Here is a 15,786-nt window from a genome sequence, read left to right as displayed (position 1 = left end):
ATGGTTCCCCGGAGCGCAAGAGAGAGAGAAATACTAGGCGACTAGTAGCGGCTAACGTTCGGCTCGATCCGCACGCGGTCGCCGCCGTCTTGTCTCCGCCAATGCCTCGTTGGTGATCCCGCGCTCGCGCGCCCAAAGGATTGCAGCGCTTCGCCTGTTGACGCCGATCTTGCGATAGAGCGATGCAACGTGGTTGCGGATCGTGTTCTGGGACAGGCGCAGCTGCTCGCTCATGTGCAGGTCGCTCTTGCCCTGACAGATCAGTCCAAGAATCTCCCGCTCGCGATCAGTGAGCAGTTCGATATCCGCCACAGAAGGATTCGGTTGGGCGGTACGGACACCTTTCAGCTTCTCGATAATGGTTCGGGCAAAGGACGTTGTATCTGCCAGGACTGACTCGATCGCCGACATGGTGTCCTGGTTTGCCTCTTCCGTTTCCTGAATGATGCAGATGGCGGTCGGCGCATCCGACAGCATCAGGGTTCGAATCGAAACGAAGCAATCGATGCTTTGACCTGCCGGCCTACGAAGGGGCAGCTCAAGGTTTTTGAGGCTTCCATCCAGCCGACTCCGGGTCTTCTCATCGACCCAAACGACGTTTCCATTCCTGTCGACCACGATGGCGCCGTTCTCGAGAGCAGACAAAATCGCGGTCCAAGGTTCGTTTTCGCGCGCATCATCGCTCGCCATTCGGCCCATGGCCTGGCTCCTCTGGGTTGCGGAATTCGATTTGCCTGGATTTGCCTGGATAACGCCCGCCCCCGGAACTAGTTCCTTCGTACCAAATGACTGGTAATTCTGCGCTAAGGCGACTTGATGCGAGCGGGTTCGATCGCGGACCCGCGTCAATGGCGCTTTTGGTGGGGGCATCCGGCCTAAATTCAGTGGGGCCGGACAAAGGGGATGGAATATTCGAGCAGCCATCCGCAGGCGAAGCGATCGCTCCGGACGCTCCGAATATGCGAGTGTGGTGCGCTCGGAGGGACTCGAACCCCCACGGTGTTACCCACTGCCACCTCAAGGCAGCGCGTCTACCAGTTCCGCCACGAGCGCTAGGAGATGCCGGCCTGAGGTCTTAGGCTGGCCGGATCAGCGGCCGCCGATCTAACAAATCCATCAGGGGGATACAAGCCTGCAAAGGCCCCGAATTCCACAAGGCAGGAAAGTTCATGCCCCCCTGGGATCTGGCTTCAGCCCGTGCCCAGGCCTTTACCGCGTCCCCCGGGGCGCTACCGCGTCCCCGGCGTGCGCGGCAGCATCTGCTTGACCTCGACCGCGATCCGGTTGCGATCGACCAGCACGACGCCGGAGGCGACCGGCAAATTATTGGCCAAAACCTTGACCTCGTCGGCCTCGGTTGCGTCCAGTTCGATGATGGCGCCGCGGGAAAGACGTAATACCTGATGGATCGGCATGGTGGTCGTCCCGAGGACGACCATGAGATCCACGGTGACTTTATCGAGAGTGGGCACTGTCAGGACCGCCGCAACTTGGGACTGTGAACCAAGGACTTTGAACCAAAAGACTTGGCATTTGCTCCCGTCATGATCACCACGTTATGGTTAGCCAATGGTTAATTCGCCCGAAAACCCCGGCCAAAGCCCGCGTCACGAGCTCGATTTGACGTCGTTTTCCGCCGCCGGCGGCGAGCCCGTCACGTGGCTTATCTCGGACGCTCCGGTGCCCTATCCGGACGCGGTAGCCGCCATGGAGGCCCGAGTCGCGGCGATCGCCGCGGGCGAGGCTGCCGAGTTGGTCTGGCTGCTCGAACATCCCCCGCTCTACACCTCCGGCACTTCAGGCAAAGAATCCGACCTGCTCGATCCACGATTCCCGACTTTTGCGACCGGACGCGGCGGCCAGCTCACCTACCACGGCCCCGGCCAGCGGGTGGCCTATGTCATGCTCGACCTCAAGCGCCGCCGGCCCGACGTCCGGGCCTATGTCGCGAGCCTGGAGGAGTTGATTCTGCGCACGCTGGCCGCCTTCAACGTGCGCGGCGAGCGGCGCGGGGACCGGGTCGGGGTCTGGGTGAGGCGACCAGACAAGGGGCCGGAGCAGGAGGACAAGATCGCGGCGATCGGCGTCCGGCTGAAACGCTGGGTGTCATTCCATGGCATTGCGATCAACGTCGAGCCGGAGCTGTCGCATTTCGCCGGCATCGTCCCCTGCGGCGTCGCCGATCCCCGCTATGGCGTCACCTCGCTGGTCGATCTCGGCCAGCTCGTGACGATGGCCGACGTCGACATCGCGCTGCGCCAGGCGTTCGAGCAATTGTTCGGGCCGACCCGCGCGCTGGTGCCGGAAGCGGCGGTCTGACGCTTCCGTGGTCTTCGCGGAATCAGCTATGCTGGTTTTGGTGTCGCCCACGCCTCCCCCCTCCGCCGGGAAAGTAGACTTCATACTGGGCGAATTGATCATCGACCGACTGTTCGAGCGCTAGGCATAAGGAGGGGTTGCGATCATGCTCGCAATGGGAGGTCTCGCGATGAAACTATCTGCGCCGGTCTATCATCTGAAGCGCAAGGCGAAACGCATGTCCCGCGAGCGAGGCATTCCGCTTCACGAGGCGCTTGACCGCATCGCTGCGACGGAGGGGTTTTCGGCCTGGAGCATGCTCGCTGCGAAGGCGGCGGCGGTGACGCCAGCCAACAGGCTATTTGCGCAACTACGGCCGGGCGACCTGGTGCTGGTCGGCGCCCGTCCTGGTCACGGCAAAACCCTGATGAGCCTCGAGCTTGCGGTGGAGGCAATGCGGTCCGGCCATCGCGCTGCGTTCTTCTCGCTCGAATATACCGAGCAAGAGGTTCTGGACCGCCTCCGCGCGATCGGCGTGGACCCCGCACAGTTCGACAGGCTGTTCGAGATCGATTGCTCCGACGCCATCAGCGCCGACCACGTCGTCAAGCAAATGGCCGCAGCTCCCTGCGGCACGGTCGTGGTGATAGACTATCTGCAATTGCTCGATCAGAGGCGGGACAACCCGGACCTCTCCGTTCAGGTGCGCGCACTGAAATCGTTCGCACGCGACAGGGGATTGGCCGTCATCTTCATTTCGCAGATCAATCGATCCTATGACCCCTCAGCCAAGCCATGCCCCGATCTTGGCGATGTCAGGCTGCCGAATCCGCTGGACCTGAATCTGTTCGACAAGTTGTGCTTTCTGAACAATTCCGAAGTTCAGCTCCGGCTCGCGAACTGATCATCCTCCATGTCCGATCCGGGCCGCGGGTGAGATCGTCACCCGCGGCCTCCGGCATCACGCCGCCTTGAGCGGGACCTCGAGCTTGCCGGCGATGTAGCGGCGCTCCTGAGTGAGGCCGCCGAAGCCGTAGGCATCGCCCTTCACCTCGTCGACGTGCAGATAGGTCTCGGGATGCAGCGGGCCCAAAAGCTCGACCATGCACTTGAACATGGCAGCGAGATAGGCCGCCTTCTCGTCCTTGGTGTTGGTGCCTTCGCTGACGTGGATGTCGATCCAGTAACTCGCAAGCTTCTGCTCGGCCAGCGACTTGCCGCCGGCGAACCAGTCGCTTGCATCGACCGATTTCACGATGATGGCAGTCACCTTGGGATCCTTGTGCAGGATCTTTGCGGTGAGCTCGGATACGGCGTTCGCAATGTCGGCCTTCAGCGAGGGCGACTGGCGGGACGTGGTGTAGGACACGGTGATCAGGGGCATGGATGTTCTCCTTCGGAGCCGCGCAGGTCGCGCGGCGTTAAGGAGAAGCTAGACCTCCCCTCGTCATGTTGGTAGCTTATCCGTGATGATATCAATGATAATGAATTGTGATGACAACCGTCCTCGACATCGCCACCGTCCGGGCCTTCCTGCTGGTCGCCGAGCTCCAGAGCTTCACCCGCGCCGCGGAGGCGCTCGGCACGACACAGGCGGCCGTCAGCCTGAAGCTGCAGCGGCTGGAGACGCTGCTCGGAAAGCGCCTCGTCGAACGCTCGCCGCGCGCGGTCCGGCTCACCGCCGACGGCGCCGCGTTCCGCGATCGTGCCCGCGCGCTGATGGAGGCGCATGACCGGGCGCTGTCAGGTGAGGCTTCAGTCGCACAGACGCTCTCGCTCGGCATCTCCGACCATGCGGCGGGGCCCGAACTCGTCCCGCTGCTCGAACGCCTGCACGCGATGTCTGCGAATCTCACCCTCGCCGTCACCATCGGCTTCTCGCGCGAGATGCAGGATGCCTATGACGCGGGGCGCCTCGATGCGGTGATCGTGCGCCAGGAGGGCAGCCGTCGCGGCGGCGAAAAATTGACCGAGGACGAGTTCGGCTGGTTCGCCGCAAGACGCTTCACGCTGCCGAAGGGTGAGCCGTTGCCGCTTGCGACGCTCGCCCCGCCCTGCGGCGTCCGCGCCGTTGCCGTGCGCGCACTCGACAAGGCCGGCATCGCTTGGCGCGAGCGCTTCGTCGGCGGTGGCGTCACGGCGGCCGTCGCGGCCGCCCTTGCCGGCCTTGCGGTCGCGCCATTGGCGCGGCGGATTGCGCCTCCCGGGCTGGTCGACATCGGGCCGGCACACAAATTGCCGAAACTCGGCAGCTCGAAGGTGATGCTGCATTCGAAGGTCAGCGATCCCGCCAAGCTTACGGCGCTGCGTGCAGTGGCGGCGACGTTCCGGAGCGGCACAACGGCTTGAGGCCGAACGCTCACAAGATCGCCTCGAACGCGCTGCGCCGCGTCTCGTAAGCGGCTGCCGATCTGCATACGGCCCGCGATGTTTGCCTAAAAATGTCCCAGATTGGGGGAACCATCCGGCGGCTGCGGCGTTTGCCCCCGTCGAGGCGGGGTCCGGAATGGTTAAAAAGTCTGGTCAGCAGAGAGACTTGTTCGAGAGCGAACGCAGTTTCCGGCTGTTGGTTGAAGGCGTTGCCGACTACGCCCTTTACATGCTCGACCCCAGCGGGATCATCACGAGCTGGAATATCGGCGGCGAGCGCATCAAGGGCTACTCGCCCGGGGAGATCCTCGGCCAGCATTTTTCGCGCTTCTACACCGAGACCGACCGCGCCAACGGCAAACCGGCGCGGGCACTGGGCATCGCGCGGGAAAAGGGCCGCTACGAGGAGGAAGGCTGGCGTGTCCGCAAAGACGGCACGTTCTTCTGGGCGAGCGTCGTGATCGATCCGATCTATGAGGACGGCGAGCTGGTCGGCTTCGCCAAGATCACGCGCGACATCACCGAACGCCGCAATACGCAGCTCAAGCTCGAGGTGATGCAGAAGCAGCTCGCCGAATCCCAGAAGTTCGATGCGCTCGGCCAGCTCACCGGAGGGGTGGCTCACGATTTCAACAATCTCCTGATGATCATCAGCGGCAGCCTCCACATGTTGAAGAGGGGCACTGACGACAAGGCCAAGGTTCAGCGCGCGATCTCGGCCATCGAGACCGCCACCAAGCGCGGCGCGGCGCTGACCAACCAGCTTCTCACCTTCGCACGGCGACAGAGCGTCAATCCGCAGGCGGTCGACTTCGCCGAGCGTATCGCGGCGATCCGCGAGGTGCTCGATGCCGGCGTCGGCAGCTCCGTGCGTCTGGTCTTCGACATCAGCGGCGAAGTGTGGCCGATCAAGACCGACGTCTCCGAACTCGAGACCGCGCTGCTCAACCTCGTCATCAATGCCCGCGACGCGATGCCGGACGGGGGCACGGTGACGATCGGTGCGCACAATGTCGTACTCCATGAGCCCCCGCTCGCCGGCAACTTTGTTGCGATCGACGTCAGCGATACCGGGTTCGGCATTCCCGATGACGTCCTCGACAAGATCTTCGAGCCGTTCTTCACGACCAAGCCGATCGGAAAAGGCACCGGGCTCGGCCTATCCCAGGTGCACGGCTTTGCCCACCAGGCGGGCGGCACGATCAAGGTCGCCAGCGAGCTTGGCAAGGGGACCACTTTCACCATCCTGCTGCCGCGCGCGGACGACGCGCCATCGCGCGAGCCGGCGGGAGCATCATCGTTCCGCGGCAGCGGCACGGTGCTGCTGGTCGAGGACAATCCGGACGTCGCTTCCGTCAGCGTTGGCCTGCTGGAACAGCTCGGCTACAGCGTGCGCAGGGTCGCCGATGCCGAAGCTGCGCTGCTCGAGATCGAGAAGAACGGCGTCGACTTCGTCTTCTCGGACATCGTCATGCCCGGCAAGATGGACGGGCTCGGCCTCGCCCAGCACCTGCGCCAGATCCGGCCCGGCCTGCCGATCCTGCTCGCCACCGGCTATAGCGAGGTCGCCGCCGGCGTGCGCGGCGATTTCCCGATCCTGCGCAAGCCCTACGAGATCCACGAGCTCAGCGAGGCGATCGCCAAGCTGCCGCGGTGATTGCTCACCTCTCCCGCTTGCGGCAGGGCAATCGCATTCACGCTTGGCGGCGTTCTGAGCGCGCGCCTCGTCCTTCGAGAGGACCGCTGCGCAGTCTCCTCCCAGGATGAGGCTAATCGGCTTCGGTACTCGTTGAAACTGCTGCCGCGCACTCCGTCCTCATCCTGAAGGAGCCCGCCTAAGCGGGCGTCTCGAAGGATGCCGCAGGGAAACGCTCTCCAATGCGAAAGCCTGCCGCAACCAGGGAGCCGGAGCACACCTACACCGTCGGCAACACCGAAAACGCCTCCCCTGCGCGGCGCAGGTTCAGCTCATCGGCACCGGCGGTCTCGCTGGTGACGCTGTCGACGCGCGAGGACGGCGGGCCGTGGCGGCACAGCGCGACCATGTCGGCGACGTGCTTGGGCGTGCCCGCGAACAGCGCTTCGACGCTGCCGTCACGGCGGTTGCGCACCCAGCCTTCGAGACCGCATGCAGCCGCCTGGGATTCGATCCAGGCGCGGTAGCCGACGCCCTGGACGCGGCCACGGACCACCACCTGGAGGATCGCCCGGTTCATTTTCTCAGTCCAAGAAAGTCGGCGCTGCGTGCCTTCACATCGGCCTCGCGCATGACGCGGCTGGTCAGTTCCGATGTGGGCAATCCCTTCAGCGCTTTCGGTGCCGTGCCCTCACGCAACGCCTTCTGAGTCTCGTACACTGCCTGCGTTGCAGCCGCGATCGGCGCATGGCCCTGCAGCGCGATGCGCACGCGTTGGCTCTCGAGATAGTGGGTTGCGTTCAATTCCTCCGGCGCGCCGCCGAGCACGAGCGGCAGGTGCGTGGCGGATGCGATGGCCGCAAGTTCCGCGCGCGACCTGATGCCGGTGAAGAACAGCGCGTCAACGCCGGCGGCTTCATAGGCCATTGCGCGCCGGATCGCATCTTCGATGGACGTGATCGAGGCAGCTCCCGTGCGACCCATGATGACGAGCGAGGGATCGCTGCGGCCGTCGAGCGCCGCCTTCATCTTGCCGACGCCTTCCTCGAGCGGGATCAGTTGCGTCTTCGCCTCGCCGAACGCCGCCGGCAGCAGCGTGTCCTCGATGGTGAGGCCGGCAGCCCCCGCCGTCTCCAACTCCTGCACCGTGCGGCGCACGTTCAGCGCGTTGCCATAGCCGTGATCGGCATCGACGAGAACGGGGAGCGCGGAGGCGCGCGAAATCCGCCGCGTCTGTTCGGCAAGCTCGGTCAGCGTGATCAGCGTGACGTCGGGATCGCCGAGCACGGCGAGCGAGGCCACCGAACCGCCGAACATGCCGAGCGGAAAGCCGAGGTCCTCGGCAATGCGGATCGAGATGGCGTCGTAGACCGAGCCGGGATGGACGCAAGCCGAGCCCGACAGGATCGATCGCAGTTTCTCGCGGCGGGAACGAAAGGCCATGGTTGCCTCACTCTCAATTCCTCATCTTGAAGAGCGTCTGGCGTTGCGCTCCGGCGCGCTTCACGCAAACTCCAAAATCAGCGCGTCCACCGCGAGTGTCGCGCCGGCGCTGGCGTGGATCTTCTTCACGGTGCCGTCCTGCTCGGCGCGCAGCACGTTCTGCATCTTCATGGCTTCGACGACGGCGAGCGTCTCGCCGGCCTTGACCTCCTGTCCTTCGTTCACGGCGATCGAGACCACGAGGCCCGGCATCGGACAGAGCAGCTTCTTGCCGCTGTCGGAAGCAGTCGTCACCGGCATCAGCCGGGCGGAAGCGGCTTCCGCTTCGGTCCAGACATAGACCGGCACCTCGACGCCTTGATGCGCGAGGCGGATGCCGTTCGCAATCGGCCTCGCCTGCACCGCAACGACCTGTCCATCGATGGTGCCCTGCCAGACCGGATCGCCGGGCTTCCACGGCGATTGCAGCAGATGCGCATTGCCGGCCTTGCCGTCGGCATCGACAAAACGCACCGCGATTGCTTCGCCCTCGCGCGCGACCTCCAGCAGGATCTCCTGGCGATCGAGCCAGACTGCGCGACGCCGCTCGCGCTGCACGATGCGGCCGCCCATCTGGCCCGAGATCTGCCGCTTGCGCTCCCCTAACACGTGATCGATGGCGGCGCCGACCGCAGCGATCCGCCGCGCGACCTCGCCTTCGGGCACGCGCACCGCAAAGCCCTTGGGAAACTCCTCGGCGATGAAGCCGGTGGAGAGCCGTCCTTCGCGCCAGCGCGGATGGTGCATCAGCGCGGACAGGAACGGGATGTTGTGCCTGATACCGTCGACATAGAAGGAATCCAGCGCTGTCGCCTGCGCCTCGATCGCGGCCGCGCGCGAGGGCGCATGGGTGACCAGCTTGGCGATCATCGGATCGTAATGGATCGATATCTCGCCGCCCTCCTGGACGCCGGTGTCGTTGCGCACGGTGATACCATCTTTGCTGGCTTCCGCCGGCGGGCGATATTTCACCAGGCGCCCGATCGAAGGCAGGAAGTTGCGAAACGGATCTTCGGCATAGAGGCGCGATTCAACCGCCCAGCCGGTCAGCGTGACGTCCTTCTGCGCAATGGCGAGCTTCTCGCCGGCGGCAACGCGGATCATCTGCTCGACGAGATCGATTCCGGTCACGAGTTCGGTAACGGGATGCTCGACCTGGAGGCGCGTGTTCATCTCCAGGAAGTAGAAGCTCTTGTCCTGCCCTGCGACGAACTCGACGGTGCCGGCGGAATCGTAGTTCACGGCTTTCGCCAGCGCGACGGCCTGCTCGCCCATCTTGCGGCGGGTTTCCTCGTCCAGCAGCGGCGACGGTGCTTCCTCGATGACCTTCTGGTTGCGGCGCTGGATCGAGCATTCACGCTCGCCGAGATAGATCACGTTGCCGTGCTTGTCGCCCAGCACCTGGATCTCGATGTGGCGGGGATCAACGATGAATTTTTCGACGAAGACGCGGTCGTCGCCGAACGAGGCCTTGGCCTCGGCCTTGGCGAGATTGAAGCCCTCGGCGACCTCGCTCCTGGAGTGCGCGATGCGCATGCCCTTGCCGCCGCCGCCGGCGGAGGCCTTGATCATGACGGGATAGCCGATCTCGTCGGCAATGCGGACCGCGTGCTTGTCGTCCTCGATGACGCCGAGATAGCCCGGCACGGTCGATACCTTGGCCTTGGCCGCCGCCTTCTTGGATTCGATCTTGTCACCCATCGCCGCGATCGCGCCGGGGTTCGGGCCGATGAAGACGATGCCGGCCGCCTCCAGTGCGCGCGGAAACGCCTCGCGCTCGGACAGGAAGCCGTAGCCGGGATGCACCGCCTCCGCGCCGGTCTTGCGGCAGGCGTCCACGATCTTCTCGATCACCAAATAGCTCTCGGCCGCAGCGGGTGGGCCGATCAGCACGGCCTCGTCGGCCATCTCAACATGGAGGGCATCGCGGTCGGCCTCCGAATAGACCGCAACCGTCTGAATTCCCATCCGGCGGGCAGTCTTGATGACCCGGCAGGCGATTTCGCCGCGATTGGCGATCAGAATGCGTTTGAACATGCTTTTCTTGAGTCTCGACCTTGGGCGGGGACCCCTTTCCTGGCCGTTGGCCTATGGGAAACGGGCCGTGTGGCTCCCGTGGTACATCAAAATGGGCCGGAGGCAACGGTCTAAATCCCTCCCCTCTGGCGTACCAGCGCAAGACCGCAATGGGCTTGCGCAACGAGCCGGCTGGCCCTGGCACCACCTACGGCTTCCCGGCCTTGGCCGCGTCCCGCACGAGGCTGTGAACCAAGCCAAGCTTGGCGACCACCGCGGGCGACAGGATGAAGGGATAGAGGTCGCGCAGGCCCATGGCGCGGTTGACGCTGTTCATGGCGAAGGTGAAGGGCAGCCATGCGTTGACCAGCGCTTCCACATCCCGGGCCTCGTAGGGGTCGAAACGGATGCGCGCCGTCAGCTCCCCGTCGCGGTCGACCTTGGGGCGTACCTCCATGCCGAACTCGGCGGCCATCTCCAGCGTGTCGACGATGTGGAGATAGTGCGCCCAGGTCTCCGCGAAGTCCTCCCACGGATGCATCGTCGCATAAGCCGAGACGTAGTTCTGCTGCCAATTCGGCGGCGCGCCTTCGGCATAATGACGTTGCAGGGCCTGGCCGTAATCGGCCGAATCGTCGCCGAACATGGCGCGGAATTGGTCTAGCTTGCCGCCGTCGCGCACCAGCACGTCCCAGAAATAATGCCCGACCTCGTGGCGGAAATGCCCGAGCAGCGTCCGGTAGGGCTCGCCCATCTCGAGCCTGCGCCGCTCGCGCGCGAGGTCGTCGGCCTCGGTGAGCGCGATCGTGATCAGCCCGTTGTCATGGCCGGTCATGATCTTCTCTCCGCTGTGCGGATCGTCGGCGAGGAAATTGAAGATCAGCCCATGCGCGGGATTGTCCTGCCGGGTCTGAAGTGGCAGCTTCCAGCGGATCAGGGAATAAAACAGCCGGTGCTTCGCCACCTCCAGCTCGCGCCAGCCGGCGAGCTGTGCCGGATCCGCCAGATCCGGCACGATGCCGTTGTGACGGCAGGCGCGGCAATAGCCCGTGCCGTCACCCGTATCCGTCAGCCAGTTGCAGGAATCGTATTCGGCATTACGGCACAGCATGCGGCTTTCGCCCTTATCGGCCAGCGTCCTCCAGGCCTCCCCGTCGGGCTCCATCGCCGACATCGTCTCCTTCTCCGGCAGGAAGGCGACGCGGTGGCCGCAGCGCTCGCAAGCGCGGTTCTCGAAATACAGGACGTTGCCGCAGGCCTGGCAGACAAAGAGCTTCAAGATTTAGCCTCTTCGGAAAGAAAGGCTTGTGAATGAGTTGTGGCGCCTCGCAGATAGGCGCGCAGAGGACCCATCGTTCCAACCTCAGGAACAAATAGCCGGCGGAGGCGTTCGTTGATATCCTCCGTCATCCTGCGCCCGCCTTACCTGCATATTCCGTCTAGGCGATGGCCATCACGCTCCGTCTGTGTGAATATCGGTCCGGCACGTGCGCACCCGCATGACAACGGCCGACGCCTTGACCGATCCTTTGCCCGAGACCCTCGCTGCCGAGAGGCTGCGCCAGCACCTCGAGGACGTCGCGCGCGAGCGCGACAACGCCTATCGCGCGCTTCAGGAGCGCGAGGCCGAGCTCGCACGCATCCAGCGCATCGGCAAGGTCGGAGGCGTCGAGGTCGACTTCCGCGAAGGGTTCAAGAACCGCCGTTCGCCCGAATATCTGATGATCCACGGGCTGCCTCCGGAAGCCACGGACGAAACGCACGAGGACTGGGTCAACCGCATCCATCCCGAGGACCGCGACGCGACCGTCAGCCATTTCTTCGAGGCTCTCGCCGGAACGAGCCAAGACTACACCGCCGAATACCGCATCATCCGTCCCAGCGACGGCGAGACCCGCTGGATCCGGGTCGTCGCCAAGATCGAGCGCGACAGGGACGGCCGCGCCATTCGGCTCGTCGGCGCCCATATCGACATCACCGACCAGATACTCGCGCGCGAGACGCTGCGCGAGAGCGAGGAGCGCTTTCGGCTGATTGCCGACAGCGCGCCAGTGCCGATCTGGGTGACCAAGCTCGACCGCAAGCGGTCCTTCGCCAACCAGGCCTATGTCGATTTCGTCGGCCTGCCCTACGATCAGGCCATTGATTTCGACTGGCGCAAGGTGCTGCATCCGGACGACCTGCCGCACGTGCTGCAGCAATCCGTCCAGGGCGAAGCTTCGCTAAAACCGTTCGTGCTGGAAGCGCGCTACAAGAACGCCAAGGGCGAATGGCGCTGGCTGCGCTCGGAATCGCAGCCGCGCTGGGATCCGACCGGCAAGCATATCGGCTTCATCGGCGTCGCCCACGACATCACCGCGGCCAAGCAGGCCGAGATCGAGCTCCGGCAGCTCAACGAGACGCTGGAAGAGCGCATCGCCCAGCGCACCGCGGAGCTCGAAGCCAACGAGGCGCGGCTGCGTGCGATCCTGGAGACCAGCAACCAATATCAGGGCCTCGTCAATCTCAGGGGCGAATTGCTTTACGCCAACAAGACCGCGCTCGCCGGCATCAAGGCGAATTCATCGGACGTGATCGGAAAGCCGTTGTGGGAGACGCCCTGGTTCACCGGCACGAGCGGCATGAGTGCTGCGGTGCGAGAGGCCTTCGACAGGGTACTCAAGGGCGAAGCCGTGCGGCTAGAGATGCGCCTGCATCTTCCCATCGGCGAGCGCGATTTCGACTTCGGCATGCGTCCGGTGCTCGATCGCCATGGCAACATCACCGGTGCCGTGCCAGAGGCCGTCGACATCACCGAGCGCCGGCGCGGCGAGGAAGCGCTAAGGCAGTCGCAGAAGATGGAGGCGATCGGCCAGCTTACCGGCGGCGTCGCGCACGACTTCAACAATCTCCTCACCATCATCCGTTCGGCGACCGACTTCCTGCGACGCCGCGAGCTGCCGGAGGAGCGCCGCCGCCGCTATGTCGACGCCATTTCCGAGACGGTCGAGCGCGCCTCCAAACTGACGGCGCAGCTGCTGGCATTCGCGCGGCGGCAGCCGCTCAAGCCGCAGATCTTCGATGTCGGCAGCCAGGTCGAGAGCATCGCGCAACTGATCCGGCCGCTGGTCGGGGGCCGCATCGACATCGCGGTCGAGATTGAGGATGCCGGCTGCTTCACCCTGGCCGACATCGCCCAGTTCGAGACCGCGCTGATCAATCTCGCCGTCAACGCCCGCGACGCCATGGATGGCGAAGGCCGCCTCATCATCGCGGTGCGCAAGGTCGAGGGCATTCCAAGCCTGCGCGCACAATCGCCGCGCGGCGGCGACTACATCGCCATCTCGGTCAGCGACACCGGCCGCGGCATCGCGCCGGAACATCTCGACTCGATCTTTGAGCCCTTCTTCACCACCAAGGAGGTCGGCAAGGGCACGGGACTCGGCCTCAGCCAAGCCTTCGGCTTCGCAAAACAATCCAAGGGCGACATCGCGGTGACGAGCGCGCAAGGCAAAGGCGCGACCTTCACCATCTATCTGCCGCGGGCGCAAAGCCCTGTAACGGACAAGGAAGCAGCCGCACTGACCTATGAGGCGGCGGCCACCGGGCGCGGCTATCGCGTCCTCGTGGTCGAGGACGACGACGAAGTCGGCCGCTTCTCCACCGAGTTGCTGGAGGATCTCGGCTATGTCGTCCGCCGCATCGCCAACGCCAATGCGGCGCTGACCATCCTCGGCGAGAACGAATTCGCCGTGGACCTCGTCTTCTCCGACGTCATCATGCCCGGCATGAACGGCGTCGAGCTTGCCGGCATCATCCGCGAGCACTATCCGGGTCTGCCCGTCGTGCTCACTTCTGGCTACAGCAACGTACTCGCCGAGAACGCCCATCGCGGCTTCGAGCTGATCCAGAAGCCGTATTCGGTGGAATCGCTCTCGCGCATCCTGCGCAAGGCGATCACGGAGAAGCTGTCGATGGCAAGGTGAGTCTCTCTCGTCGTCCAACGAAAGCCGGCATCCATACCGCGCAATTTCCCTTGTGGCGCACGCAATTTCGCTCTTCGCCCAAACACCTTTTCGTGCTTATGGGTCGCGGCCTTCGCCGAGACGACATTTGAGTGTTAGGCTGCAATTGCCCGCACACCGATGATCAGCCGCCACACGTAAAGACCCTCATGAAACCCGCGCTCCTCTCCGCCTGGCAGACCTGGGCGATCCTCTCCGCCTGCTTTGCCGCGCTGACCGCGATCTTTGCCAAGGTCGGCGTCGAGAACATCAATCCGGACCTCGCCACTCTCATCCGCACCATCGTGGTCCTGCTCGCTTTATCGGTGCTGCTGCTCTGCACCGGCCAGTTCGCCACGCCCTCAGCGGTCTCGTCGAGAACCTGGTTATTCCTGGTGCTCTCCGGGCTTGCGACCGGCGCGTCCTGGCTGTGCTATTTCCGTGCGTTGAAGCTCGGGCCCGCAACGCTGGTCGCGCCGATCGACAAGCTCAGCGTCGTCTTGGTCGCGCTGTTCGCCTTCGCTTTTCTCGGCGAGCGCCCGACGGCGCAGGGCTGGCTTGGCATTGCCATGATCGGCGGCGGCGCGGTGCTGCTCGCGGTCAAGTTTTGAGGAGCCCGGCGTGATCCGCGGAACCCGGCCGACAACACGAAGGTTGCTGCCGGGGCCACTTTGAGCTTCGGCCGAGAGATCCGATGTCGAGCGCAAACTCCGATCAAACGAGGCGAGCTGGCCGCGCGCTCGATGCGGCCAATTTCTTCCTCGCCGACGTCCGCGACGGGCTCGGGCCCTATCTCGCCATCTATCTCCTCACCGAGCAGCGCTGGGACGAGGCGCGCATCGGGCTCGTGATGTCGATTGCAACGATGGCCGGCATCGTAGCGCAGACGCCGGCAGGTGCGCTGGTCGATGCAACGCGGAAGAAGCGGCTCGCGATGGTGATAGCCGCCATTATGGTGACCCTTGCCTCGCTATCGCTGCCGTTGTTTCCGGACTTCGGGCCGGTCGCGATCTCGCAGGGGATTGCCCAGGCCGCCGCTGTCATCTTTCCGCCCGCAATCGCCGCCGTCTCGCTCGGCATCTTCGGCCATGCCGCTTTTACTCGGCGGATCGGTCGTAACGAGACCTTCAACCATGCCGGCAACGCTGTCGCTGCGGGTCTGGCAGGCGTACTCGCCTACTGGTTCGGCCCGACCGTCGTGTTCTACCTGCTCGGCGCCATGGCGATTGCGAGCCTCGCCAGCATTGTCGCAATCCCCGAACGAGCCATCGACCACGATCTTGCTCGCGGGCTGCACGACGCTCACGCGAACGATCAGCCCGACCACCCCTCGGGCCTCGGCGTGCTCCTGACTTGCCGCCCCCTGCTCGTCTTCGCGCTCTGCGTCGCGCTGTTTCACCTCTCGAACGCGGCCATGCTGCCTCTGGTCGGGCAGAAGCTCGCACTGCAGGACAAGAAGATGGGCACCAGCCTGATGTCAGCCTGCATCGTCGCCGCGCAACTCGTGATGGTGCCGTTCGCAATGCTGGTGGGCGCCAAGGCTGATAGCTGGGGCCACAAGCGCTTCTTCCTTGCCGCATTAATGATCCTGCCGATCCGCGGCGTCCTCTATGCGCTCTCGGATAATCCGTTCTGGCTGCTCGGCGTGCAGCTTCTGGACGGCGTGGGCGCCGGCATCTTCGGCGCAATCTTTCCAGTTATCGTCGCCGACCTCATGCGCAACACCGGCCGCTTCAACGTCGCGCAGGGCGCGGTCATCACCGCCCAGAGCATTGGAGCTGCACTGTCGACGACACTGGCAGGCCTGGTCGTGGTCGGCGCGGGGTACCACGCAGCGTTCATCTCTCTTGGCGCTGTGGCGGCGATCGGCGCCGTGATCTGCTTCTTCGCTCTACCGCAGACGCGGCAAGGCGCAGACGGCGATCTGTGCCCGCGGGGGAAGACAGCTGCGTCCGCATCGGCTATCGCTGCCGAATAGATCTGGTTCACCTTGAGGACTGA

14 protein-coding genes and 1 tRNA gene are annotated in these 15,786 nt (G+C 64.5%); 7 read left to right on the top strand and 8 right to left on the bottom strand.

Annotated features, from left to right (window positions below):
* Positions 1 to 51 precede the first annotated feature (51 nt).
* From IVA98_RS05980 to IVA98_RS05970, 3 genes are all read right to left on the bottom strand, one after another.
* The gene (locus IVA98_RS05980) at positions 52 to 699 is read right to left on the bottom strand and encodes a response regulator transcription factor (RefSeq protein ID WP_247300706.1); all 648 of its coding nucleotides are present in this window, start codon (positions 697 to 699) and stop codon (positions 52 to 54) included.
* A gap of 269 nt (positions 700 to 968) precedes the next feature.
* Positions 969 to 1,053, bottom strand: a tRNA-Leu gene (locus tag IVA98_RS05975).
* Between the two features lie 176 nt (positions 1,054 to 1,229).
* Positions 1,230 to 1,472, bottom strand: a complete 243-nt coding sequence (locus IVA98_RS05970) for a FliM/FliN family flagellar motor switch protein (protein ID WP_011088012.1) — start codon at positions 1,470 to 1,472, stop codon at positions 1,230 to 1,232.
* A 97-nt stretch (positions 1,473 to 1,569) separates the two neighbouring features.
* Here IVA98_RS05970 and lipB point away from each other — a divergent pair, with 97 nt between their 5' ends.
* Positions 1,570 to 2,319, top strand: coding sequence for a lipoyl(octanoyl) transferase LipB (gene lipB / locus IVA98_RS05965; RefSeq protein WP_247354453.1), 750 nt, complete (start codon positions 1,570 to 1,572; stop codon positions 2,317 to 2,319).
* Between the two features lie 169 nt (positions 2,320 to 2,488).
* The gene (locus IVA98_RS05960; protein WP_247300704.1) at positions 2,489 to 3,202 is read left to right on the top strand and encodes a DNA helicase; all 714 of its coding nucleotides are present in this window, start codon (positions 2,489 to 2,491) and stop codon (positions 3,200 to 3,202) included.
* A gap of 57 nt (positions 3,203 to 3,259) precedes the next feature.
* On the opposite strand, the gene IVA98_RS05955 is transcribed toward IVA98_RS05960, so the two are convergent.
* On the bottom strand, positions 3,260 to 3,682 hold the full coding sequence (locus IVA98_RS05955) for a tautomerase family protein (RefSeq protein WP_247300703.1): 423 nt from the start codon (positions 3,680 to 3,682) through the stop codon (positions 3,260 to 3,262).
* A 110-nt stretch (positions 3,683 to 3,792) separates the two neighbouring features.
* On the opposite strand from IVA98_RS05955, the gene IVA98_RS05950 reads away from it, so the two are divergent.
* Both IVA98_RS05950 and IVA98_RS05945 read left to right on the top strand, forming a co-directional pair.
* Entirely contained in the window at positions 3,793 to 4,647 is an 855-nt protein-coding gene (locus IVA98_RS05950; RefSeq protein WP_247300702.1) for a LysR family transcriptional regulator, read from the top strand.
* A gap of 157 nt (positions 4,648 to 4,804) precedes the next feature.
* Positions 4,805 to 6,325 (top strand): PAS domain-containing hybrid sensor histidine kinase/response regulator family protein, encoded by a 1,521-nt coding sequence (locus tag IVA98_RS05945; protein ID WP_247354452.1) that lies wholly within the window; start codon positions 4,805 to 4,807, stop codon positions 6,323 to 6,325.
* Positions 6,326 to 6,584: 259 nt separating this feature from the next.
* Here IVA98_RS05945 and IVA98_RS05940 read toward each other — a convergent pair whose 3' ends face one another.
* The 4 genes from IVA98_RS05940 to IVA98_RS05925 all read right to left on the bottom strand — a co-directional run bounded on the left by IVA98_RS05940 (position 6,585) and on the right by IVA98_RS05925 (position 11,081).
* A complete protein-coding gene (locus IVA98_RS05940) occupies positions 6,585 to 6,884 on the bottom strand; it encodes an acylphosphatase (protein ID WP_247300700.1) in 300 nt (99 codons plus the stop codon).
* On the bottom strand, positions 6,881 to 7,747 hold the full coding sequence (locus tag IVA98_RS05935) for an isocitrate lyase/PEP mutase family protein (RefSeq protein WP_247300699.1): 867 nt from the start codon (positions 7,745 to 7,747) through the stop codon (positions 6,881 to 6,883). Before IVA98_RS05935 ends, IVA98_RS05940 begins: the two co-directional genes overlap by 4 nt.
* Positions 7,748 to 7,807: 60 nt before the next feature.
* On the bottom strand, positions 7,808 to 9,823 hold the full coding sequence (locus IVA98_RS05930; protein WP_247334197.1) for an acetyl-CoA carboxylase biotin carboxylase subunit: 2,016 nt from the start codon (positions 9,821 to 9,823) through the stop codon (positions 7,808 to 7,810).
* Positions 9,824 to 10,010: 187 nt separating this feature from the next.
* A complete protein-coding gene (locus tag IVA98_RS05925; RefSeq protein WP_247300697.1) occupies positions 10,011 to 11,081 on the bottom strand; it encodes a zinc-binding metallopeptidase family protein in 1,071 nt (356 codons plus the stop codon).
* Positions 11,082 to 11,289: 208 nt separating this feature from the next.
* Between IVA98_RS05925 and IVA98_RS05920 the strand changes: the two genes are divergently transcribed.
* From IVA98_RS05920 to IVA98_RS05910, 3 genes are all read left to right on the top strand, one after another.
* Positions 11,290 to 13,767, top strand: a complete 2,478-nt coding sequence (locus IVA98_RS05920) for a PAS domain-containing hybrid sensor histidine kinase/response regulator (RefSeq protein ID WP_247354451.1) — start codon at positions 11,290 to 11,292, stop codon at positions 13,765 to 13,767.
* A 188-nt stretch (positions 13,768 to 13,955) separates the two neighbouring features.
* Positions 13,956 to 14,396, top strand: coding sequence for an EamA family transporter (locus IVA98_RS05915; RefSeq protein WP_247300695.1), 441 nt, complete (start codon positions 13,956 to 13,958; stop codon positions 14,394 to 14,396).
* Positions 14,397 to 14,479: 83 nt separating this feature from the next.
* Positions 14,480 to 15,763 (top strand): MFS transporter, encoded by a 1,284-nt coding sequence (locus IVA98_RS05910; protein ID WP_247300694.1) that lies wholly within the window; start codon positions 14,480 to 14,482, stop codon positions 15,761 to 15,763.
* Positions 15,764 to 15,786: the final 23 nt, after the last annotated feature.

The organism is Bradyrhizobium sp. 160, assembly GCF_023073735.1.
In the GTDB taxonomy this organism is placed as follows: domain Bacteria; phylum Pseudomonadota; class Alphaproteobacteria; order Rhizobiales; family Xanthobacteraceae; genus Bradyrhizobium.
Note: the sequence above shows the minus strand (reverse complement) of the source record. Positions and strands in the feature narration are given on the sequence as shown.